Below are 20,694 nucleotides of genomic sequence, written 5' to 3' on the forward strand. Positions count from 1 at the left end.
TTATGAAGTTTTATCACTCTTCAAAATGGATTCAAGTTGGCATCATTGCTGCAATGGCGGCGATGATTGCCCCACAAGTTTTTGCTCAGGATGCAGGAGCCAGAATTGGCGCTGTCAATGTTGATAAAGTATTTAACGAATCCAATATTGCCAAACAAAGTCAGGCCAAAATCGAAAAAGATTTTTCTAAACGCCAAAATGACATCAGAGATGCTGCAGGAAAGATAAAAGCTGCAGCTGAGAAATTGGAGCGAGATGCTCCTGTGATGAATGAGACTGAGCGGGTACGTCGTCAACGTGAGCTGGCCGAGCAAGATCGCGAACTGCAACGTAAGCAACGTGAGTTTACAGAAGACCTTAATCAAAGAAACTTTGAGGACCGTGCCAAGATTGCTGAGAAGGCTAATATTGCGCTCAAACAGGTTGCTGAGCAAAAAAAATTAGATATCATCATCCAGGATCCTCCTTACGCAAATCCTAAGGTTGATGTTACTGATGAAATCATCAGGGTTTTAAATAGCCTAAAGTAAATTTATGCCGACTGCCATCGAGCTGGCCGAACAGTTTCAAGCAAGCTTGGTGGGGGAAGCCTCCCGAGTACTGATTGGCCTCGCTCCTCTGGAGCGGGCGCAATCGAACCAAATATCTTTCCTCTCCAATCCACTATATCGCCAACAGGCCAGTGATAGTCTTGCAGGGGCATTGATTGTTAGCAAAGCTGATTTAGAGTTTTTACAAGCGAATCCAAGTGCTAACTCATCAAAACGAGTTTACTTTGTCTCTAAAAACCCTTACGCAACTTTTGCCAGAATGGCGCAGTTTTTTGCAAAAGAAGGCTCGCCAACATACCCCCCTGGAATACATCCAAGCGCTGTGATAGATTCCACGGCCGTTGTTCCCGCTTCATGCCATATTGGACCCTTCGTACAAATTGGTGCCGGCGTAAAGTTAGGCGAGCGTATATCAATTTTGGGAAATTCTTCGATTGCTAGAGATAGCGCCATTGCGAGCGATACGCTGATTTACCCTTCAGTTTCGATTTATTGCGGCACTCATATCGGTGAGCGCTGCATTATTCATAGTGGTGCTGTGATTGGTGCTGATGGTTTTGGATTTGCACCAGATTTTTCTGCAACCGGCGGAGAGTGGGTCAAAATTCCACAAACTGGCACGGTGGTCATTGGCAATGATGTCGAGATTGGTGCCTCAACCACGATTGATCGTGGTGCTATGAGTGACACTATGATTGGCTCGGGAACTAAAATCGATAATCAAGTACAAATCGCGCACAACGTCACTGTTGGTGAGTGCTGTGTGATTGCAGGGTGTGCCGCTATTTCGGGTAGTACGAAAATTGGTAATTTCTGCATTATTGGAGGCGCTTCGAATTTTGCAGGGCATCTTACGATTGCTGATAGAACTACGGTTTCTGGTAATACCTCAATTATTCGCTCTATAACTGAGCCAGGACAGCATTTTACGGGCGTTTACCCCTCAATGCCCCATAGCGCCTGGGAGAAAAATGCAGCGATCTTGCGTGGCCTAGATAAAATACGTCAACGTTTGCGTTTATTGGATAAGAGCAAGGGTTCGGGATCTTAAGATCCGCCAGTAATTAAATTTATATTAACTTTTAAGTAGGTACCCCATGAGCAAGCCAATTGCGATCGATATCAATAAGATTCTGAAGTTATTGCCGCATCGCTATCCATTTTTGCTGGTAGATCGTGTGCTCGAAATTACGCCACGTGAATCTATTACTGCATTAAAGAACGTCACAATGAATGAGCCATTCTTTCAGGGGCATTTCCCAGATTTTCCGGTAATGCCGGGAGTGCTCATTATTGAGGCTTTGGCGCAAACTGCTGCATTGCTCACTTTTTCAGAAGAGCGCGCAGAGGATGCTATTTATTATTTCGCCGGAATTGATAATGCCCGCTTTAAAAAGCCAGTTCTGCCAGGTGACCAGCTCATTATGACTGCCAAGTTAGAGCGCGGCCGTGCCGGTATTTATAAGTTTTCTGTACTAGCAACGGTAGATGGTGAGATTGCGGCTGAAGCAAATATCACTTGTGCGGTTCGTACGAAAGGCGCGTAATGACTCGGATTCATGCATCCGCTGTAGTTGATAGCAAAGCGGAGTTGGCTAGCGATGTTGAGATTGGCCCTTACTCTGTTGTCGGCCCTAATGTCAAGATTGGTGCCGGCACTAAAGTAGGCTCACATACCGTGATTGAGGGTTATACGACTATCGGCAAAGAGAATAATTTTGCGCACTTTGCTGCCATTGGTGGCCCGCCTCAGGATATGAAATACCGCGGCGAACCTACTCAACTCATTATTGGTGATCGCAATACAGTACGTGAGTTCACAACCATTCATACCGGCACAGCGCAAGACGAAGGTATCACTCGTATTGGAAGTGATAACTGGATCATGTCTTATGTGCATATTGCGCATGATTGCCAGATAGGTAATCACACCATCTTCTCTAGTAATGCACAAATTGCAGGCCACGTTCACGTTGATGACTGGGCGATTATGGGCGGTATGTCTGGAGTACATCAGTTTGTTCGCATTGGACAGCATGTCATGTTAGGCGGAGCTTCTGTTTTAGTTCAAGATATTCCGCCATTTGTGATTGCAGCTGGTGACAAGGCTAGCCCTCATGGAATTAACGTTGAGGGTCTCAAGCGCCGTGGATTTTCAAGTGAAACGATTTCTGCATTGCGCCAGGCCTACAAAGTGCTATATAAAGATGGGCTCAGTTTTGAGGATGCCAAGGTAGAGATTCAAAAAATGATCACTGTACATGCAGCGGATGCTGCTACTGCAGAAAAACTCGCTCAGTTTCATGATTTCATTGCCGCCTCCACGCGCGGCATCATTCGCTAAGGCTTTACTTTGCCTAAGTTAGCTTGTGTAGCGGGCGAACCCTCTGGTGATTTGCTTGCTGCACCAGTCCTAAGCGCATTGAACCAAATTCCAGATATGGCCGACCTAGAGGTCTATGGCATCGGTGGTCCTCGCATGCAAGCTCAGGGCATGCGTTCCGATTGGCCTATGGAGACCTTAAGTGTTCGAGGCTATGTTGAGGCAATCAAACAGCTTCCTGCTATTTTGAAGCTCCGCAAAGAGCTCATCCAACATCTGACAGGTGAAGGGCGCCCAGATGTGTATTTAGGAGTAGATGCTCCAGACTTTAATTTAGGTGTTGAGCTCCACTTACGCAAAGCGGGTATTCCAACTTTACATTTAGTTTCGCCATCGATTTGGGCGTGGAGAGCGGGGCGTATTAAGAAGATTTCTCAGGCTGTCGAGCGCATGCTATGTATTTTCCCTTTTGAAACTGAAATCTATGATCGGGCAGGTGTAGCCTCGACTTATGTGGGTCACCCGCTAGCAAGTGAAATTCCACTTGAGCCAAATACAAAGCAGGCCCGAGAAAAAATTACAAAAGAATTAAAACTATCGAGTAACTTACTCGATAGTATTGTGATTGCAGTATTGCCTGGCAGTCGTAGTTCAGAGATTGAGCTCATTGCCCCAGTATTTTTTGAAACGATGCATTTACTGAGCGAGAAATTAAAAGGACAGAAACTCCAGTTTTTAATTCCGGTTGCTACTCCACGATTACGTGTCCCCCTGGAGGAGCTTCTGCTTCAGGCTAAAAATCTAAATCCTGATATTCAGATTCAATTACTAGATGGTATGGCTGATGAAGTATTAGAGGCTTCAGATGTGGTGTTAATTGCTAGCGGTACAGCCACATTACAAGCAGCCCTGTGGAAAAAACCCATGGTGATTTCTTACAAGGTGCCTTGGTTAACTGCACAAATCATGAAACGTCAGGGCTACTTGCCGTATGTTGGTTTGCCAAATATTTTATGTGGTGAATTTGTGGTTCCAGAGTTGTTACAAAATGAGGCTACTGCAGAAAAGTTAGCCCAAGCTCTCATGGATTGGTTAAATCATCCTAATAAAGTTGCCGAACTCAAGGCACGGTTCTCTCAAATGCATGAGACACTCCGTCGTCCAACTGGCCTCTTGGTTGCACAGGCAGTCGCTCAAACGATTACAAACAGTCGTCAGAAAAGGGTTCAGTCGTGAGTCTGATTTGGATCTGCGGGGTTGACGAGGTAGGGCGCGGGCCATTGGTTGGGGCGGTCGTGGCAGGGGCGGTAGTACTTGACCCAAACAATCCCATCGAAGGCTTAAGAGACTCCAAGAAACTGACTCCTGCAAGGCGCGAGTTTCTCTATGAACAAATCATGGAGAAAGCTAAAGCCTGGGGCGTTGGCGAAGCTAGCCCTGCAGAGATTGACGATATTAATATTTTGCAAGCCACCATGTTAGCGATGAGACGGGCGATCGAGGATTTAACAATACGATTAGGCGCTTGGCCAGATAAAGCACTCATTGATGGTAATCGCTGCCCTGAGTTACCGATATCTGCTGAGGCAATTATTAAAGGGGATTCCAAAGAGCCGGCGATTTCAGCGGCATCTATCATCGCGAAAGTAACGCGCGATCGCCAGATGCAAGCATTAGATAAGCTCCATCCACAGTATGGATTTGCACAGCATATGGGTTACCCAACGGAGGCCCACTTTGCTGCTCTTAAAGAATTCGGTGCATGCGCTGAGCATCGCAGAAGTTTTTCTCCTGTACGAAGAGTTCTTGAAGGCGTTACAAGTTAGTCATGAACTTCGACCTTATTACTTCTAAAGAAAATCCTCTATTTAAGGAGATTCGCAACCTCCAGGCGACTGGCTCAAAGGGTCAGAAGGCAAGGCTCGCCAGTGGCCAGGCCCTGTTGGAGGGCATTCATCTCGTACAAACCTGGGTGGGTGATCCTGCCCTCAAGATTTTGCTTACTTCTGATCTTGGCCTTCAGAATATAGAAATCTCACAGGTAGTATATGAACATATAGAAATATGTCCTGATACCAAGGTTTATCAACTCGATAGTTCCTTATGGGATTTACTGAGTGAGTTAGTAAATGCGCCCCATATTGCTGGTCTGCTGGATCTACCAAAATCTTGCTTAACTCCGCCACAATCGATCGCTACACTTGCTGGAGATGTACTTATCCTAGACCGCATTCAAGATGCGGGGAATGTGGGATCTATCTTGCGAACAGCTGCTGCCGCAGGGTTCACCCAGGTCATTGCTACAACGGGTTGCGCACACTTATGGTCTAGCAAAGTATTGCGAGCTGGTATGGGCTCACACCGCCTATTAGATCTGTATGAAGGTTGGTCAAATCAGCAAGTGCTCAGTGCAGTGACGGCCCCAATGTTGGCTGCTACTGCAGATGCTGAACAGGATCTCTACTCCCTTAATCAAGAGTTACTCCATCCAGTGGCTTGGGTGATGGGTAGTGAAGGACAAGGAGTTTCTGAAGTTCTTCTGGCTCAAGCCAAGGGAATATCCATTCCAATGGACCCCAGGGTTGAGTCGCTCAATGTTTCTACGGCTGCTGCCATCTGTCTATTTGAGACAATGCGCATAAGACAGTAGTACTCAGGATATTTCTAAATAATTTAAAAGCTTGCCGCTAATCCGATTGAAGTACCTCGAACATTTAGACCAAATTGATAACGAAAGACTAATCGTATCCGGGTAAAAATGGGATCTGATGCACTTCTATCAAGTTCAACACCAGTTCCAATGGATGATAGCGAACTAAAGCCAAGGGCTCCACGCAAATTTCCCAAGAATTGCGTATTAGCAACTTCAAAAACAGCTCTTACGGGCCTATCTAAGGCCATAAAAGGCGTAGGAATTCTGCTGCGCGCCCATAGAGACGCACTTTGGGAGTCTGCAGATCCTTGGACTGCTGCAGAGCTATCAAAAGTTTGAAGGGCGATATTGGTGTAACGAAGCTCAACATCAATTTCTTGATCAGGTTTGTAGTTCTCATAGTCGAGCATGACTGATCCGCCTAGCCCATAGGAGTTCATGCGACCACTATTTATAAACTGCAGATTAATGTCTCGATTATTGTTAATGTAGCGTGTAGCGATGGAAGCATCACTTTCCAAATGGCCAAGCATGAAGTTAGCTATCGGCCTAAATCGTAATTGATCTGTAATCGGAAAATCCCAGCCAACTCCACCAGTGCCTGTAATGCTATTCCAATACATGGGAATATTGACGGACTTACTGCCAACTCCATCAGTAAAGGTTGGGTTGTAGCGACTTAAAGCTAGCGTTCCTTCTAGGTAAAGCGGGAAGTTGGCGCTGATCCGATCACCGCCGCCCAATGATGTCATTTGTAAATCGGCTCTATCTCCACTGCCACTATTAATTTTGAGATTTCCTGTTGTGACATCCGGCGTTAGCGAGTACCCAACAATGGTCATTAAGGCATCAGCCCTTTTCTTTAAATAGTTCGTTCCCGTATCTTGAAGCGGAGTTTGACCATAGGCATATTGCGCAATACCTAAGGTGTATAAGCATGCTAGAAAGAGGCGCTGAATCCAATGAGCCATGTAAATGATTTAAGCCAAACTCTTGTTTTGTCGAAAATGATGCTAAAAAATAGCGCTCTAGCCCAGAATTGTTTTATCTGATTTCATGGCTTGTAATACCGTGGTTGCAATCTCTTCAATCGATTTACTCGTGGTTAAAACCCAGGGGATAGATTGTTTTTTCATCATTGCAGTCGCTTCATTAATTTCGTAGCGGCAGTTTTCTAGTTTGGCGTAATTACTACCTGGACGTCGTTCGTTACGAATTTCTGAAAGCCGCTCAGCATCAATCATGAGGCCAAAAATCTTTTGGCGATAGGGCATCAAGTCCTTAGGCAGCTGCCCTCGCTCAAAGTCTTCTGGAATCAGCGGGTAGTTTGCTGCCTTCAACCCATACTGCATTGCTAAGTAAAGACTAGTTGGGGTTTTGCCAACTCGCGAAATACCAACCAATATGACATCAGCCTCAATCAAATTTTGATTCGATTGCCCATCATCGTGAGCCAAAGAGTAATTGATAGCTTCGATACGGTTCTTGTAAGCCTCGGTATCTGCATTGTGATGCAGGCGGTTCATGGCGTGGGTAGATTTCATCCCAAGCGCATCCTCTAGCGGTGCCACAAAGGTTTGAAACATATCCAAAATAAGGCCGTTGGCTTTGCTCACAATGTGATTGAGTTCAGGGTTCACCAAAGTGGTGAACACAATGGGCTGAACCCTATATTTCTCAAATGCCTGATTGATGTTGCTGACGGCCTCATGAGCCTTATCGACGCTATCCACAAAAGGAATGCGGATGTGCTTAAAAGTGGCCTCAAATTGAGCCAGAATTGATTGGCTGAAGTTCTCGGCGGTGATGCCGGTTCCGTCAGAAACAATGAAAACGATACGGGTTTCGGTAGACATGGATTTGGCCTAAAAGTCAGGGTCAGCACTACAATAGGAATTATTGAAGTATGCCCCATTTGAGTGGCTGCCTGACCAGTTTTCCTACCCTTAGAGAGTATTTTATGTCCAACCAACAGCAACAAAATAGCAGTGTGGCAGATGCCTATGTTTTGCCTTTTGAGCAACTTCGTATGACTGATGTTGAATCAGTTGGCGGTAAGAATGCTTCATTGGGCGAGATGATTTCTCAATTGGCTTCCACAGGAGTGCGTGTGCCAACCGGTTTTGCGACCACCGCCTTGGCATTTCGTGATTTTCTGAAACACAATAATCTGACTGAGCGTATTCAGAAGCGTTTGGAGGGTTTAAATATTGATGATGTGCGCGCACTGGCCCAGGCTGGCGCAGAGATTCGTGAATGGATCGAAACAGCACCATTTCAGGCTAAGTTAGATGAGGAAATTCGTAAAGCTTTTGCAGTGTTGGATGATTCTGGCAAAGGCTCCTTTGCCGTACGTTCATCTGCTACTGCGGAAGACTTACCAGATGCTTCCTTTGCTGGCCAACAAGAAACATTTTTGAACGTCGAGGGCATTGACGATGTTCTAAAGAAAATTCGTGAGGTCTTCGCTTCCCTTTACAACGATCGCGCCATCTCTTACCGGGTGCACAAGGGCTTTGCCCATGCTGAAGTAGCTTTATCTGCCGGTATTCAGCGTATGGTCCGTTCTGATTTGGGCGCGGCTGGCGTCATGTTTACCTTAGATACTGAATCTGGTTTTGAGGATGTCGTCTTTATTACCTCTAGCTACGGTTTAGGTGAGACCGTCGTGCAGGGTGCGGTGAACCCTGATGAGTTTTATGTATTTAAAACTACGCTAGCCCAAGATAAAAAAGCGATCATTCGTCGCTCTTTAGGGTCTAAGTTAATTCAGATGCAATTTGCACCTAAAGGCTCTAGCGAGAAAGTACAAACTGTGGATGTCACCCCTGAGAAGCGCAATCGCTTTTCTTTAGAGGATACAGACATCACCGAGCTGGCTAAATACGCTGTCATTATCGAAAAGCACTACGGTCGTCCAATGGATATCGAGTGGGGCAAAGATGGTCAAGATGGCCGTATCTATATTCTTCAGGCGCGCCCTGAGACTGTGAAGAGTCAAGCAGCTGGTCAAGTCGAGATGCGCTACAAACTCAAAGGCAGCTCCAAAGTACTAGCTAAAGGGCGTGCAATTGGCCAGAAGATTGGTGCAGGCCCCGTCAGAATCATTCGTGATCCTAGCGAAATGGATCGTGTTCAGCCAGGCGATGTATTGGTTGCCGATATGACTGACCCGAACTGGGAGCCAGTGATGAAGCGCGCTTCTGCAATTGTGACTAACCGTGGCGGCCGTACTTGCCACGCAGCGATCATCGCACGTGAACTAGGGGTGCCTGCAGTAGTAGGCTGCGGTGATGCTACCGAGCATTTGCAAGATGGCATGATGGTGACCGTTTCTTGTTCTGAGGGTGATGAGGGTCATATTTATGATGGCTTGATCGAAACCGAAGTCACCGAGATATCTCGGGGTGTATTGCCAGAGATTCCAGTGAAGATCACGATGAACATTGGCAATCCTCAGTTGGCATTTGATTTCTGCCAAATCCCCAATGCAGGCGTAGGCCTTGCCCGTCTTGAATTCATTATCAATAACTATATTGGCGTACATCCACGTGCTGTATTGGAGTACCCCAATATTGATCCAGAGCTCAAACGTGCAGTAGAGAGCGTGGCTCGCGGTTACGCCAGCCCACGTCAGTTTTATGAAGATAAATTAGTTGAAGGAGTGGCAACGATTGCAGCCGCTTTTTATCCAAAACCCGTGATCGTTCGTTTATCCGATTTCAAATCGAATGAGTACAAGAAGTTAATTGGTGGTTCACGCTATGAGCCGGATGAAGAAAATCCAATGCTAGGTTTCCGCGGCGCATCACGCTATGTATCTGCAGATTTTGGCGAAGCCTTTGCACTTGAGTGCGCAGCGATGAAGCGTGTGCGTGAAGAGATGGGGCTTGATAACGTCGAGATCATGATTCCGTTTGTACGTACCATTAATCAAGCTAAGCGCGTGATTGAGATGATGGAGAAGCTTGGTCTGAAGCGCGGAGTCAATGGCTTGCGCCTCATCATGATGTGCGAGATTCCTTCGAATGCAATTTTGGCTGATCAGTTCTTAGAGTATTTCGATGGCTTCTCGATTGGCTCTAACGATATGACGCAGTTAACACTAGGACTAGATCGCGACTCTGGCATGGAATTACTTGCGATTGACTTTGATGAGCGTGATCCAGCAGTGGAGTTCATGATTGCGCGCTCTATTGATGCTTGTCGCAAACAAAACAAGTATGTTGGTATCTGTGGTCAGGGCCCATCAGATCACCCAGACTTTGCACGCTGGTTAGTGGAGAAAGGGATTACTTCTATCTCATTGAATCCAGATAGCGTTGTGGAAACTTGGGAGATGTTGGGAAAGAGTTTAAAAGCCTAAATTACTCAAGCAGCACATCAAAAGGCCTAGATTGAATCTAGGCCTTTTTTCTTAGAAGTACTAGGCATTCAAATCGCCTCTAGCAATGCGACCTTTTTGCACTTCCCATTCACGCTCTTTGGTGGCAGCACGTTTGTCATGCTGTTTTTTACCTCGAGCTAGCCCAATCTCACACTTCACATTACCTTTGGAAAAATGCAGGTTTAGGGGTACTAAGGTGTAACCCTTTTGCTCTACCTTGCCGATGAGCTTACGAATCTCAATGGCATTGAGCAGGAGTTTTCTGGTACGGGTGCTATCAGGAACAATATGGGTGGAAGCAGAAAGCAGGGGGGTGATATGGCAGCCGATCAGGAAAAGCTCCGCCTGGCGAATGACGACATACGCTTCTTTGATGTGCGCGCGACCAGCGCGGATGGCTTTGACTTCCCAGCCCTCCAGCACAAGTCCGGCCTCAAAGCGTTCCTCGATAAAATAATCGAAGAAAGCTTTTTTGTTATCGACGATACTCATAGTTATTTAGCTTCCAAGATCGATTATGGCAGACGTCTACAAGACCGTTTTAATTGGGCAATCAGCCGACCGGATGTATGGCTTGGTAACCGATGTGGCGAAATATCCCGAGTTTTTGCCTTGGTGTGGCGGGGTGGAGATTTTTGAGCAAACTGAGACGGTCCTGGACGCCAAAATTAATATTCATTTCAAGGGTATTAACCAATTTTTTCATACCCGCAATATCAACCACCGCCCAGAAACCATTGATATGGTCTTTGTGGATGGACCTTTTAAGCATTTTTCGGGGCAGTGGAATTTCATCCCTTTGCGAGAAGATGCCTGTAAGGTGGAATTTAAGCTTCACTGGGAATTTAAGAGTGCCATTCTCGATAAGATTATTGGCCCTGTTTTTAGCCATATTGCTGGCACTTTTGTCGATTGTTTTGTGAAAAGAGCTGAGGATCTGGATGGCTAGCCGCAGATTAGATCTTTTACTCTGCGATGCCAGAAAGGGTGACCCTGTTCTGAGCCCGTTCCAATTTATTCTTGAGGAGGGTGAGCTTGCTACGGTGGGCTTAGCCTTGGTAAGGGCAGGTATTGCCACAGGTCAAGATGACCCACTCCTAGGCAGAAAAGGCTGTTTTGGGGTCTTTGGCAAGCGTAAAGATTGGGACAGCCCCATTTACTCTGGTGATCGTTTGGAGCTGTATTCCCCCCTGTTAATTGACCCTAAAAGCGTCCGCCGTAAGAAGGCTAACCAGAATCAGGACGCCAAATTCCAGGCTGCCGCTGCTAAAAGAAAGGCTAGGAGGCTATAATCTGTTTTTGTGACTAGGGGTTTTGTATGCGACTCATTCAAAAAGCACTCACTTTTGACGATGTGCTCCTCGTGCCGGCCTATTCATCGGTACTTCCTCGAGATGCCAGTCTGGCAAGTAAGTTAACTCGGGAAATTTCTCTCAATACACCGCTGGTGTCTGCTGCAATGGATACCGTGACCGAAGGTCGTTTGGCAATTGCCATGGCTAGTGAGGGTGGCATTGGCATCATTCATAAAAACTTAACGCCAGCTGAGCAAGCGCGTGAAGTAGCAAAAGTAAAGCGTTATGAATCTGGTGTTTTGCGCGACCCAATCACGATCGGTCCAGATTTCACTCTGCGCCAAGTGATTCAACTTTCTCGTGAACATGGCTTCTCTGGGTTTCCAGTTTTAGTAGGTAAAGAAGTTGTCGGCATTATTACGAATCGTGATTTGCGTTTCGAAGAAGATTTAGATGCCCCAGTTAAAACCAAAATGACGCCGCGTGAGCGCTTGGTGACTGTACAAGAGGGCTGCTCATTAGAAGAAGCAAAGCGCTCAATGAGTCAACATCGTTTAGAGCGCGTATTGGTTGTCAATAATAAATTTGAGTTACGCGGTCTCATTACCGTGAAAGATATTCTCAAGGCCACAGAGCACCCTAATGCCTGTAAAGACGGTGAAGGTAAGCTGCGTGTGGGTGCCGCAGTGGGTGTTGGTCCAGATAATGATGAGCGTATTGAGCTTTTAGTGCGCGCTGGTGTCGATGTGATTGTGGTGGATACCGCTCATGGCCATAGTCAGGGTGTTTTAGATCGCGTCAAATGGGTTAAGACAAAATTTCCACACGTTCAGGTGATTGGTGGCAACATTGCTACTGGCGATGCTGCTAAAGCCCTAGCTGATCATGGTGCTGATGGTGTGAAGGTTGGTATTGGCCCTGGCTCCATTTGTACTACTCGGATTGTTGCGGGTGTTGGCGTTCCTCAAATTAGTGCAATCGTCAATGTAGCTGCAGCACTGAAAGGCACCGGTATTCCATTAATCGCTGACGGTGGTGTTCGTTACTCTGGTGATGTTGCAAAAGCGCTTGCCGCTGGCGCAAGCTCCGTCATGATGGGCGGTATGTTTGCTGGTACAGAAGAAGCCCCGGGTGAAGTGTTCTTATATCAGGGACGCTCCTATAAGAGTTATCGCGGTATGGGTTCATTGGGCGCGATGGCTGATGGTTCTGCAGATCGTTATTTCCAGAGTGATATCGTAGCCAATGCAGAGAAACTCGTTCCAGAAGGTATTGAGGGGCAAGTCCCTTACAAGGGTAGCGTGCTCGCGATCTTGCATCAACTCACAGGAGGCATTCGTTCCTCGATGGGTTATCTAGGCTGCAAAACCATTGCCGAGTTACATGAAAAAGCCAATTTTGTGGAAATCACTTCAGCGGGTGTGCGCGAGTCACACGTTCATGATGTGAAGATCACTAAGGAAGCGCCGAATTACCACATTGATTAAGGCTGTTTCTTTCGTGCACGACAAAATACTGATTCTCGACTTTGGTTCACAAGTAACCCAATTAATTGCTAGACGTGCACGTGATGCACGAGTCTATTCAGAGATCCATTCCTACGACTGTGATCCAGAATTCATTCGTAAATTTATTCAAGAGCAGGGCGGTAAGGGAATCATTCTCTCGGGCGGCCCTAGCTCAGTAACAGAAGCTGGCAGCCCACGCGCACCACAAATTGTTTTTGAACTAGGCGTCCCTGTTCTTGGTATTTGCTATGGCATGCAAACCATGGCAACCCAATTGGGTGGTGCTGTAGCCTCTGCTGAGTCATTAGGTAAGGCACGTGAGTTTGGCTATTCTGAGGTTCGTGCTCATGGCCACACCAATCTCCTCAAAGGTATTCAGGATTTCTCTACTAGTGAAGGTCATGGCATCCTCAAAGTTTGGATGAGCCATGGCGATTCGGTAACGACCTTGCCACCTTCATTTAAGTTAATGGCTTCTACTGAGTCTTGTCCTATTGCGGGTATGGCAGACGAAGAGCGCCGCTTCTATGCATTTCAGTTCCATCCAGAAGTGACGCATACCATCCAAGGCACTGCAATCATTGAGCGTTTTGTGCATGAGATTTGCAAATGCAAGCCAGATTGGGTGATGGGCGATTACATTGCTGAAGCTGTTGAAAATATTCGTAAGCAGGTTGGAGATGATGAAGTCATCCTGGGCTTATCTGGTGGCGTTGACTCTAGCGTTGCTGCTGCCCTCATTCATCGCGCCATTGGTGATCAACTCACTTGTGTTTTTGTAGATCATGGCCTGCTTCGTTTGAACGAAGGCGACATGGTAATGGAAATGTTTGCCCGCAATCTTGGCGTTAAAGTGATCCGCGTGGATGCCAAAGATACCTTCATGGGTCAATTGGCCGGTGCTTCTGATCCTGAAGCGAAGCGCAAGATTATCGGTAAAGAGTTTGTAGAAATTTTCCAGACTGAGTCTGGCAAGATTGAGAATGCCAAGTGGTTAGCTCAAGGAACAATTTATCCAGATGTAATTGAGTCTGCTGGCAAAGGTAAAAAAGGCGCGCATACGATTAAGAGTCACCATAACGTGGGAGGCTTGCCAGAAGATATGCATCTGAAGTTATTAGAGCCGTTACGTGAACTTTTTAAAGATGAGGTTCGTGAGCTCGGCGTTGCTTTAGGTCTACCAAGAGAGATGGTCTATCGCCATCCATTCCCTGGACCAGGTCTAGGTGTTCGCATCTTGGGGGAAGTCAAAGCAGAGTTTGCAAACTTATTGCAACGCGCTGATGCTATCTTTATTGAAGAGTTACGCAACACGATTGATGAAGCCAGTCAAAAGTCTTGGTATGACTTAACCAGTCAGGCCTTTGCAGTATTTCTCCCAGTCAAATCGGTTGGTGTCATGGGTGATGGCAGAACCTATGAATATGTCGTGGCGTTGAGGGCAGTGCAAACGCAAGACTTTATGACTGCCCATTGGGCACACTTACCGCATGAGTTATTGGGTAAAGTTTCGAATCGCATTATCAATGAAGTGCGTGGTATCAATCGAGTGGTTTATGACATTAGTGGAAAACCGCCTGCAACGATTGAGTGGGAATAATTCTTTCTAGACTTCTGTCATCAATGCCAGAGCTTCGCCAAACTGCCCTTGAATTATTGGCCATCACTAATCCGGCAACCAAGGTTAACCGGGTAAAGCAATTATTTGTCCAGTATCAGCAAGAACATATCGATCTAGATACATCCAGTGTTTTGAATGCAGATGGGCTTTCACTTCCTGGACGCCCACAAAAGCCAGAGTTAGTTCCACCATTAACTGTTCCCAAAAGAAAAATGGATACGGTTGAAGGTAGGCTCTCTTTATTACATTCTCTTGCCCATATTGAATTTAATGCCATGAATCTTGCGCTAGATGCAATTTGGCGATTTGCTGATATGCCTGAACAATACTACGAGGATTGGTTAAGGGTTGCTAAGGAAGAGGCTCACCACTTTAGCTTGATTGAGAATCATCTGCAATCGGTTGGTGTTGCCTACGGAAATTTTCCTGCTCACAATAGTTTATGGGAGATGGTTGAAAGAACCTCGGATGCAGTCATCGCCAGAATGGCTTTAGTCCCCAGAACAATGGAGGCCAGAGGTTTGGATGCGGTCCCAGCCATACGAGATCGCTTTAAGCAAATTAAAGATCATGAGGTTGTCGAAATTTTAGAAACTATCTTAAGAGATGAAGTGGGACATGTGCTGATTGGTAATCGATGGTTTAATTTTTTATGTGCCAAAGAGAACGTGTCTCCAATTAAGACTTATAAAGAATTAGCTAGGGCATACTGCGCCCCGACATTAAGAGGCCCATTTAACCTAGAGGCTCGCAAACAAGCGGGGTTCACCTCTGAAGAGTTAAGTCTGCTTGGAACATAATTAGATAAACCTGGAGGAAATATGAATTTATCTCGTCGAACATTTATTGCATCCGCCGCCTTGGCTCCAGTTGCTTGTGGTGTACCACTTTCTTATGAGCGTGGGATTCCGATTGCAGCCCCCAAGCCAACGCCTACAGTTCGACCACCCCAGATTGGTCAAGAGTGGTCCTATATAAAAAAGGATGTTTTCAATGGTAAAACACTTGGCTTAGTTACTGAGCGCATTTCTAAGATTGGACCGAATATTGTGATTGATCGCCGCGATCAAGATGGTGGGATGCTGCCTAGTGAAATTCAAACTTCTTGGGGTATGGTTGCAACGGATACCCAATGGTCTCGTTTGCTGAACTTTAATCCTTCGCTACCCCTATGGCCACTAGAACTTTCCACTGACTGGAGTAAGCAATTTACTACCAAGTACAGTGTTGCTGGTTACTCTGACTCCCGTTTAAATTGGCAGGAATATATGAGTGTGCAGGGCTGGGAAAAAATCACCGTCCCTGCAGGAGAGTTTGTTGCGCTGCGCTTTCAGAATCTCATCAATTATGAGAGTTCAGATGCAAATAAAGTAGATTGCATTCGTAAGGAAACGGTTTGGTTTGCTCCGCAAATTGGGCGATGGGTGGCTCGTGAGGCGTCTGGCTCTTATCAAATTCAAGGCCAGATCGGTGTAACCATATTAGAGGGAGGTTACCAATGGCAGCTGACCTCTTGCAAGTAATGAAAATAAATCGCTGCCGAGTATTTTTACTTGTAGCCCTACCTATTATTTTGGCGGGGTGTATTTCCGCGCAACCTTTTCCTCAGGGTGTAAATGTAGCGCAACCCGCATCCCCACCTGCCGTTAGGGCGCCTAAGGTTGGGCAAGAGTGGGTCTATCAGGTTCGCAATGTTTTTAATCAAGAAATTGTTGATACCGTTACCGAGAGGGTTGTCTCGGTTGGTAGTGAAATTCGTATTGCAAGGTCTGGAGTTAAGACCGGCCAACTTCCAGATGAAATCCAATCACCTTGGGGTTTCATTTTGCAAGATCCTCACTGGAGTCCTCCGCAGTTATTTCAACAGCCAATTCCTCTTTGGCCAGAGCAACTTCAAGTAGGTTCTTCACGGTTTTACAAAACCCAGTATCAAGTACTTAACTATCCCGATGCTAGCTATTACTGGGGGCTAAGCATGGCCACGCTTGCATGGGAGCAAATCCAGTCTCCCGCTGGAAAGTTTCTCACCATTCACTATCACAATGAGATGCCTTATTTTGCGAGTAATGACCTTTTTAGGCTTCAAAGTGTGCGCGAAGAGAATGTATGGTTTGCACCTGAAATTGGTCGCTGGGTCATACGCAGAGGTAGTGGGCGCTACATTACAGCTGGCGTCTATTGGCCTAACGCTTATTGGGAAGATTATCTTCAGTGGGAGCTAGTCTCCTGGAAGTAGTAATGCGCTTAAAATAGGCTCATTGTGTATACCGTTAAAGAACTCTTTCCTACTCTTCAGGGTGAAGGCGCCCATGCTGGACGAGCTGCTGTTTTTTGCCGCTTTGCTGGTTGTAATTTATGGAGTGGTCGTGAAGAGGATCGTGCAACTGCTACCTGTAAATTTTGTGATACCGATTTTGTAGGTAGTGATGGTGATGGTGGCGGAAAGTTTGAAACTGCTCAAGATTTGGTGAATGCTATTGAGTCTTCATGGACAAGTACTTCAGCAGGGCCACAACAGCGCTATGTAGTTCTCACGGGTGGTGAACCGCTGTTGCAGCTAGATGAAGAGCTTATTGAAAAGCTTCATCAAAAAGGTTTCGAGATTGCGATTGAAACAAATGGCACTATCAAAGTCCCTAAGGGTGTCGATTGGGTATGTGTCAGTCCCAAAGCAGGCTCTGATTTAATTGTTCTCCAAGCGAATGAGCTCAAGTTAGTAATACCTCAAGAGGGGCATGATTCTCTGGAGAAGTTATTGGCACGTTTTGAGAAGATGGATTATCGCAATCGCTTCTTGCAGCCAATGGATGGAGCAAACCTTAAAATCAATACTGAATTAGCTATCAGTCTGTGCCAAAAACGCCCACTTTGGAGATTAAGTCTCCAATCCCATAAACTCATCGGTATTAGATAAAGTATTCGATAATCTGGCTAAGTCCAGTAGTGCTACTCATGAGATCTAAATGACAAGTAAACAAGCTGCAATTTCCATCACCCGCCGTCTTGAGTTTGACTCAGGACACCGCATTCCCAATCATGATGGGCAATGTAAGCATTTGCATGGACATCGTTATGCAATTGAAGTTACCTTAACTGGAGAGGTTGCAGATCATCCTGGCAAAGCTGATGACGGTATGGTGCTCGACTTTGGGGATATTAAACGCCTAACAAATCAATATATTGTTGATCTTTGGGACCATGCATTCTTGGTGGCTAAAGAGGATGAGGGCTTAGTTGCTTTCTTGGCAACACTACCTAATCACAAAACAGTCGTGATGGAGCATGTCCCTACTGTTGAAAATTTAGCCAATACTGCTTTTGCTATTTTGCAGCCAGTATTTAGTAAAGCTTTTGGTGGGCGCCTTGAGCTCTCTGCTCTTCGTTTATACGAGACACCCAATTGCTGGGCTGACGTACATCACCCCTAATGAAGCAAGTAGAGCTTGATCGCCAGTTCATGCAGCAGGCTCTAGAGCAAGCTAGGTTAGCTGCTCTTGCTGGTGAGGTTCCAGTGGGTGCTGTGATAGTCCGTGATGGCCAGGTGATTGCTAGGGCATTTAACCAACCTATCACCAATCATGATCCTAGTGCCCATGCTGAAATGCTGGCGCTAAGACAGGCCGCTTTAGCTGAAGAAAATTACCGTTTACCAGGTACTACCCTATATGTAAGCTTAGAGCCTTGCACAATGTGCGCTGGTGCAATGCTGCACGCTAGAGTTGACCGGATTGTTTATGGGGCCGCAGACCCAAAAACAGGTGCTGCTGGCAGTGTTTTGGATGTATTCTCATTAAAACAACTCAATCATCAGACCGTTATTGAAGGTGGAGTGATGGCTCAAGAGTGCGGTCAATTACTGCGTGATTTTTTTAAGGAGCGACGTTGAAATCCATTCACTTGATTGCTCCTTCCGGAGCAACTCTAGACGATAAAAGTCCTTTAGCTGGGATTGATTGGCTAAAAAGTCAGGGTATTGCGATTCAGAATTCAGAATGCGTGAAGCGTGTTCATGAGCGTTTTTCAGGAAATGATGAAGCGCGCTTAAATGAATTAAATAGCATAGCGACACTCGCTCCTGAGACTGTAGTTATGGCTATGCGGGGTGGTTATGGTATTCATCGTCTACTACCAAAGATTGATTGGGTCGGCATTGCCAAGGCCATCGGCAATGGCTTACAAATTTCTGGTCATAGTGATTTCACAGTATTTCAATTGGGCTTATTGGCTAAGACAGGCGCCATCACTTTATCTGGGCCAATGCTGAACTATGATTTTGGTAAGCTTGATGACGGCGGTAAAGCAATCGCTCCTGATGCATTTATGTGGAGCCATTTTCAAACTGCTATTCAAGACCGAAAGCTGGATTGCAAAGTATCAGCACCACAATCCTTTTTGGCCAAGGCAAATAGTGGTGAAGTTAAAGGGATTTTATGGGGTGGTAACTTAACAGTCCTAGCGGGCTTGGTCGGAACTCCGTATTTACCATCCCTACAGCAAACTCAAAATGGCATCTTATTTTTAGAGGATGTGAATGAGCATCCTTATCGCTTAGAGCGAATGCTGATGCAATTACTCGATGCTGACATTCTGAATCATCAGTCTGCGATTCTGTTGGGCGGTTTTTCTGCCTATCGCCTTTACGATAACGATAAAGGTTATACATTGGAGCGGGCTATTGAGACTATCCGTCAGCGTTTACCAGATAACATTCCTATTTTGACGAGTCTGCCATTTGGTCATCAAGCCAATAAGGTAACGCTGCCTGTGGGTGCGCAGGCAACTTTAGATTACAACGGTAATGGTTTTCATCTCAAGGCAAACTGGTAGATGCGATTAAAGCAGTTTCTAGTGAGAATTATTCTGCTTGTGATTACGCTGACTTTTACGGGAGCAGTAATGGCAACTGAAGAACCGCAATTTACCGTCCTAGAAAAAACACCCCCTTTTGAGCTGAGATCCTATGCGCCCATGATTTTGGCTGAGGTGAAGGTAGAGGGTGATTTGGAGGAGGCCTCCGGCCAAGGTTTTCGTCTCATTGCGGCCTATATCTTTGGACAGAACCAAGTGAGCGAGAAGATTGCCATGACGACACCAGTGGCAATTGAAGAGCAGGCACCCAAAAGCGCCAAGATTGCGATGACTTCTCCAGTCAGCATTGAATCAAATGCTGGCCAATGGATTGTTTCATTTGTGATGCCCGCTCAATACACTATGGAAAACTTGCCAAAGCCCCTGAACTCTAAGGTGCAGATTCGACAGATTCCTGCAGTAAAGCGAGCAGTGATTAGCTTTTCTGGTTTTTATAATGCAAATAAAGTCGCCGAAAGAACTCTAGAGCTAGAGGAGTGGATGAAGACTAAAAATCTTCAGGTAGCCAGTGCGCCAAAGTTTGCACGCTATAACCCGCCTTGGACGCTACCATTTATGCGCCGAAATGAAATTATGATCGATGTGCGGGACTAGAAACTGTTGAAGTGAATTACTTAAGCTTCGAAGCTCTTTAGTAAAAATTGAGCACCAGCGTCTACACCTAATGCCTTGGTGAGAGTGGGCAAAGCCTCTGCCAAATGCTTTTCCAGAGTCCATGGCGGATTGATGATGAACATACCGCTAGCTTGCAGGCGACGCTCTCCTGGCGCATTCTCAACCCTTAACTCAGCCTGTAACCATGAGCGTGTATGGCTAGCAGCAATTTTTTTCATGCGATCTGGCAGTGCTGCTGACTCTCTTCGGGAGAGGATCGGGTACCAAATGGCATAGCAGCCAGTAGCAAAGCGTTGCAAAGCTTCTTCCAGCGCTAGTTCAAGATATCGGTAGTCCTGTTTATCCTCATAAGAAGGGTCAATCAGTACTAGACCACGTCTACTTGGCGGTGGCACTAAGCCTTTGAGTCTGGCAAAGCTATCTTCGGCATAAACATCAATCTGCTTTGCCTGCGCCAACTCTCTCACATTGTGTCTAAGTATGTCGATCTCTTTGGGGTGTAGTTCAAATAATTTGAGTCGATCCTGTGACCTTAGTAAGTGAGCCAAAATAAAAGGTGATCCAGGATAGCTAGCAAGTTCATTACCCATATTTTTCGCTTGAACAAGGGTTACGTATTTTTTAACACTCTCTGCACATGGATTACCTGCCTCGATAAACTTGAGTAGTCGGAATATTCCACCCTCAGCTTCTTTGCTAACTGCAGCAAAGCCATCTTTCAGACTATAAATACCGGCTCCAGCATGTGTATCAATCATCGTCAAGGCGCCAGGCTTTTCCTGCAAGTATTCGACCAGATGAATCAGGGTCAGATGCTTGAGAATGTCAGCATGACTGCCAGCATGAAACGCGTGTCGATAACTAAACATGGT

The 20,694-nt window shown here is 46.0% G+C and carries 24 protein-coding genes; 20 read left to right on the forward strand and 4 right to left on the reverse strand.

What is annotated here, in order from left to right; genetic code table 11:
* Window positions 1-2: 2 nt before the first annotated feature.
* The 7 genes from CBI31_RS01125 to CBI31_RS01155 are packed head-to-tail and all read left to right on the forward strand — an operon-like array spanning window position 3 to window position 5,524.
* Window positions 3-530 (forward strand): OmpH/Skp family outer membrane protein, encoded by a 528-nt coding sequence (locus CBI31_RS01125; RefSeq protein ID WP_088524585.1) that lies wholly within the window; start codon window positions 3-5, stop codon window positions 528-530.
* A 4-nt stretch (window positions 531-534) separates the two neighbouring features.
* Window positions 535-1,602 carry a UDP-3-O-(3-hydroxymyristoyl)glucosamine N-acyltransferase gene (lpxD, locus tag CBI31_RS01130; protein WP_088524586.1) on the forward strand — a complete coding sequence of 356 codons (1,068 nt, stop codon included), beginning with the start codon at window positions 535-537 and terminating at the stop codon, window positions 1,600-1,602.
* Between the two features lie 46 nt (window positions 1,603-1,648).
* Window positions 1,649-2,098, forward strand: a complete 450-nt coding sequence (gene fabZ, locus CBI31_RS01135; protein WP_088524587.1) for a 3-hydroxyacyl-ACP dehydratase FabZ — start codon at window positions 1,649-1,651, stop codon at window positions 2,096-2,098.
* Entirely contained in the window at window positions 2,098-2,895 is a 798-nt protein-coding gene (gene lpxA, locus CBI31_RS01140; RefSeq protein WP_088524588.1) for an acyl-ACP--UDP-N-acetylglucosamine O-acyltransferase, read from the forward strand. The genes fabZ and lpxA overlap by 1 nt, the downstream gene beginning before the upstream one ends.
* Window positions 2,896-2,904: 9 nt before the next feature.
* Entirely contained in the window at window positions 2,905-4,110 is a 1,206-nt protein-coding gene (gene lpxB / locus CBI31_RS01145; protein ID WP_088524589.1) for a lipid-A-disaccharide synthase, read from the forward strand.
* The gene (gene rnhB / locus CBI31_RS01150) at window positions 4,107-4,700 is read left to right on the forward strand and encodes a ribonuclease HII (protein ID WP_088524590.1); all 594 of its coding nucleotides are present in this window, start codon (window positions 4,107-4,109) and stop codon (window positions 4,698-4,700) included. Before lpxB ends, rnhB begins: the two co-directional genes overlap by 4 nt.
* Window positions 4,701-4,702: 2 nt before the next feature.
* Window positions 4,703-5,524, forward strand: a complete 822-nt coding sequence (locus CBI31_RS01155) for a TrmH family RNA methyltransferase (RefSeq protein ID WP_088524591.1) — start codon at window positions 4,703-4,705, stop codon at window positions 5,522-5,524.
* A 23-nt stretch (window positions 5,525-5,547) separates the two neighbouring features.
* Here the strand turns inward: CBI31_RS01155 and CBI31_RS01160 are convergent, their stop codons facing one another.
* Both CBI31_RS01160 and ppsR read right to left on the reverse strand, forming a co-directional pair.
* The gene (locus tag CBI31_RS01160; RefSeq protein ID WP_088524592.1) at window positions 5,548-6,498 is read right to left on the reverse strand and encodes a hypothetical protein; all 951 of its coding nucleotides are present in this window, start codon (window positions 6,496-6,498) and stop codon (window positions 5,548-5,550) included.
* 57 nt (window positions 6,499-6,555) lie between these two features.
* Window positions 6,556-7,383, reverse strand: coding sequence for a posphoenolpyruvate synthetase regulatory kinase/phosphorylase PpsR (gene ppsR / locus CBI31_RS01165; RefSeq protein WP_088524593.1), 828 nt, complete (start codon window positions 7,381-7,383; stop codon window positions 6,556-6,558).
* A gap of 104 nt (window positions 7,384-7,487) precedes the next feature.
* Here ppsR and ppsA point away from each other — a divergent pair, with 104 nt between their 5' ends.
* Entirely contained in the window at window positions 7,488-9,893 is a 2,406-nt protein-coding gene (gene ppsA, locus CBI31_RS01170) for a phosphoenolpyruvate synthase (RefSeq protein WP_088524594.1), read from the forward strand.
* Between the two features lie 60 nt (window positions 9,894-9,953).
* Here the strand turns inward: ppsA and smpB are convergent, their stop codons facing one another.
* Window positions 9,954-10,406 (reverse strand): SsrA-binding protein SmpB, encoded by a 453-nt coding sequence (gene smpB, locus CBI31_RS01175; protein WP_088524595.1) that lies wholly within the window; start codon window positions 10,404-10,406, stop codon window positions 9,954-9,956.
* Between the two features lie 25 nt (window positions 10,407-10,431).
* Here smpB and CBI31_RS01180 point away from each other — a divergent pair, with 25 nt between their 5' ends.
* The 12 genes from CBI31_RS01180 to CBI31_RS01235 all read left to right on the forward strand — a co-directional run bounded on the left by CBI31_RS01180 (window position 10,432) and on the right by CBI31_RS01235 (window position 19,801).
* Complete coding sequence (locus tag CBI31_RS01180; RefSeq protein WP_088524596.1) at window positions 10,432-10,863, forward strand: type II toxin-antitoxin system RatA family toxin; 432 nt, start codon at window positions 10,432-10,434, stop codon at window positions 10,861-10,863.
* Window positions 10,856-11,206 carry an RnfH family protein gene (locus CBI31_RS01185; protein WP_088524597.1) on the forward strand — a complete coding sequence of 117 codons (351 nt, stop codon included), beginning with the start codon at window positions 10,856-10,858 and terminating at the stop codon, window positions 11,204-11,206. The genes CBI31_RS01180 and CBI31_RS01185 overlap by 8 nt, the downstream gene beginning before the upstream one ends.
* Before the next feature lie 26 nt (window positions 11,207-11,232).
* The gene (gene guaB, locus CBI31_RS01190) at window positions 11,233-12,696 is read left to right on the forward strand and encodes an IMP dehydrogenase (protein WP_088524598.1); all 1,464 of its coding nucleotides are present in this window, start codon (window positions 11,233-11,235) and stop codon (window positions 12,694-12,696) included.
* 13 nt (window positions 12,697-12,709) lie between these two features.
* On the forward strand, window positions 12,710-14,317 hold the full coding sequence (guaA, locus tag CBI31_RS01195; RefSeq protein WP_088524933.1) for a glutamine-hydrolyzing GMP synthase: 1,608 nt from the start codon (window positions 12,710-12,712) through the stop codon (window positions 14,315-14,317).
* Window positions 14,318-14,340: 23 nt separating this feature from the next.
* Window positions 14,341-15,138, forward strand: a complete 798-nt coding sequence (locus tag CBI31_RS01200) for a ferritin-like domain-containing protein (RefSeq protein WP_088524599.1) — start codon at window positions 14,341-14,343, stop codon at window positions 15,136-15,138.
* Window positions 15,139-15,159: 21 nt separating this feature from the next.
* Window positions 15,160-15,861 carry a hypothetical protein gene (locus tag CBI31_RS01205; protein ID WP_088524600.1) on the forward strand — a complete coding sequence of 234 codons (702 nt, stop codon included), beginning with the start codon at window positions 15,160-15,162 and terminating at the stop codon, window positions 15,859-15,861.
* Window positions 15,837-16,574, forward strand: coding sequence for a hypothetical protein (locus tag CBI31_RS01210; protein WP_206075422.1), 738 nt, complete (start codon window positions 15,837-15,839; stop codon window positions 16,572-16,574). The genes CBI31_RS01205 and CBI31_RS01210 overlap by 25 nt, the downstream gene beginning before the upstream one ends.
* A 21-nt stretch (window positions 16,575-16,595) precedes the next feature.
* Window positions 16,596-17,252 (forward strand): 7-carboxy-7-deazaguanine synthase, encoded by a 657-nt coding sequence (queE, locus tag CBI31_RS01215; protein ID WP_088524601.1) that lies wholly within the window; start codon window positions 16,596-16,598, stop codon window positions 17,250-17,252.
* A 49-nt stretch (window positions 17,253-17,301) separates the two neighbouring features.
* Window positions 17,302-17,766 carry a 6-carboxytetrahydropterin synthase QueD gene (gene queD / locus CBI31_RS01220; RefSeq protein ID WP_088524602.1) on the forward strand — a complete coding sequence of 155 codons (465 nt, stop codon included), beginning with the start codon at window positions 17,302-17,304 and terminating at the stop codon, window positions 17,764-17,766.
* Entirely contained in the window at window positions 17,766-18,224 is a 459-nt protein-coding gene (tadA, locus tag CBI31_RS01225; RefSeq protein WP_088524603.1) for a tRNA adenosine(34) deaminase TadA, read from the forward strand. The genes queD and tadA overlap by 1 nt, the downstream gene beginning before the upstream one ends.
* Window positions 18,221-19,165 (forward strand): LD-carboxypeptidase, encoded by a 945-nt coding sequence (locus CBI31_RS01230; RefSeq protein WP_088524604.1) that lies wholly within the window; start codon window positions 18,221-18,223, stop codon window positions 19,163-19,165. Before tadA ends, CBI31_RS01230 begins: the two co-directional genes overlap by 4 nt.
* Window positions 19,166-19,234: 69 nt before the next feature.
* Window positions 19,235-19,801: an SOUL family heme-binding protein gene (locus CBI31_RS01235; RefSeq protein ID WP_088524935.1), complete on the forward strand. Its 567-nt coding sequence runs from the start codon at window positions 19,235-19,237 to the stop codon at window positions 19,799-19,801.
* 20 nt (window positions 19,802-19,821) lie between these two features.
* Here the strand turns inward: CBI31_RS01235 and CBI31_RS01240 are convergent, their stop codons facing one another.
* On the reverse strand, window positions 19,822-20,691 hold the full coding sequence (locus tag CBI31_RS01240; RefSeq protein WP_088524605.1) for a 23S rRNA (adenine(2030)-N(6))-methyltransferase RlmJ: 870 nt from the start codon (window positions 20,689-20,691) through the stop codon (window positions 19,822-19,824).
* Window positions 20,692-20,694 lie beyond the last annotated feature (3 nt).

Origin of the sequence: Polynucleobacter campilacus (assembly GCF_002206625.1) — a bacterium.
Taxonomy (GTDB): Bacteria; Pseudomonadota; Gammaproteobacteria; order Burkholderiales; family Burkholderiaceae; genus Polynucleobacter; species Polynucleobacter campilacus.

Excerpts from the sequence above, each read along its gene's own strand:
- queD (WP_088524602.1), top strand. The coding sequence starts at position 17,302 with ATGACAAGTAAACAAGCTGCAATTTCCATCACCCGCCGTCTTGAGTTT.
- ppsR (WP_088524593.1), bottom strand. The coding sequence starts at position 7,383 with ATGTCTACCGAAACCCGTATCGTTTTCATTGTTTCTGACGGAACCGGC.
- tadA (WP_088524603.1), top strand. The coding sequence starts at position 17,766 with ATGAAGCAAGTAGAGCTTGATCGCCAGTTCATGCAGCAGGCTCTAGAG.
- CBI31_RS01240 (WP_088524605.1), bottom strand. The coding sequence starts at position 20,691 with ATGTTTAGTTATCGACACGCGTTTCATGCTGGCAGTCATGCTGACATT.
- CBI31_RS01205 (WP_088524600.1), top strand. The coding sequence starts at position 15,160 with ATGAATTTATCTCGTCGAACATTTATTGCATCCGCCGCCTTGGCTCCA.
- lpxD (WP_088524586.1), top strand. The coding sequence starts at position 535 with ATGCCGACTGCCATCGAGCTGGCCGAACAGTTTCAAGCAAGCTTGGTG.
- ppsA (WP_088524594.1), top strand. The coding sequence starts at position 7,488 with ATGTCCAACCAACAGCAACAAAATAGCAGTGTGGCAGATGCCTATGTT.
- CBI31_RS01155 (WP_088524591.1), top strand. The coding sequence starts at position 4,703 with ATGAACTTCGACCTTATTACTTCTAAAGAAAATCCTCTATTTAAGGAG.
- CBI31_RS01185 (WP_088524597.1), top strand. The coding sequence starts at position 10,856 with ATGGCTAGCCGCAGATTAGATCTTTTACTCTGCGATGCCAGAAAGGGT.
- CBI31_RS01125 (WP_088524585.1), top strand. The coding sequence starts at position 3 with ATGAAGTTTTATCACTCTTCAAAATGGATTCAAGTTGGCATCATTGCT.
- guaB (WP_088524598.1), top strand. The coding sequence starts at position 11,233 with ATGCGACTCATTCAAAAAGCACTCACTTTTGACGATGTGCTCCTCGTG.
- lpxA (WP_088524588.1), top strand. The coding sequence starts at position 2,098 with ATGACTCGGATTCATGCATCCGCTGTAGTTGATAGCAAAGCGGAGTTG.
- CBI31_RS01160 (WP_088524592.1), bottom strand. The coding sequence starts at position 6,498 with ATGGCTCATTGGATTCAGCGCCTCTTTCTAGCATGCTTATACACCTTA.
- fabZ (WP_088524587.1), top strand. The coding sequence starts at position 1,649 with ATGAGCAAGCCAATTGCGATCGATATCAATAAGATTCTGAAGTTATTG.
- CBI31_RS01210 (WP_206075422.1), top strand. The coding sequence starts at position 15,837 with ATGGCAGCTGACCTCTTGCAAGTAATGAAAATAAATCGCTGCCGAGTA.
- CBI31_RS01235 (WP_088524935.1), top strand. The coding sequence starts at position 19,235 with ATGGCAACTGAAGAACCGCAATTTACCGTCCTAGAAAAAACACCCCCT.
- CBI31_RS01180 (WP_088524596.1), top strand. The coding sequence starts at position 10,432 with ATGGCAGACGTCTACAAGACCGTTTTAATTGGGCAATCAGCCGACCGG.
- smpB (WP_088524595.1), bottom strand. The coding sequence starts at position 10,406 with ATGAGTATCGTCGATAACAAAAAAGCTTTCTTCGATTATTTTATCGAG.
- CBI31_RS01200 (WP_088524599.1), top strand. The coding sequence starts at position 14,341 with ATGCCAGAGCTTCGCCAAACTGCCCTTGAATTATTGGCCATCACTAAT.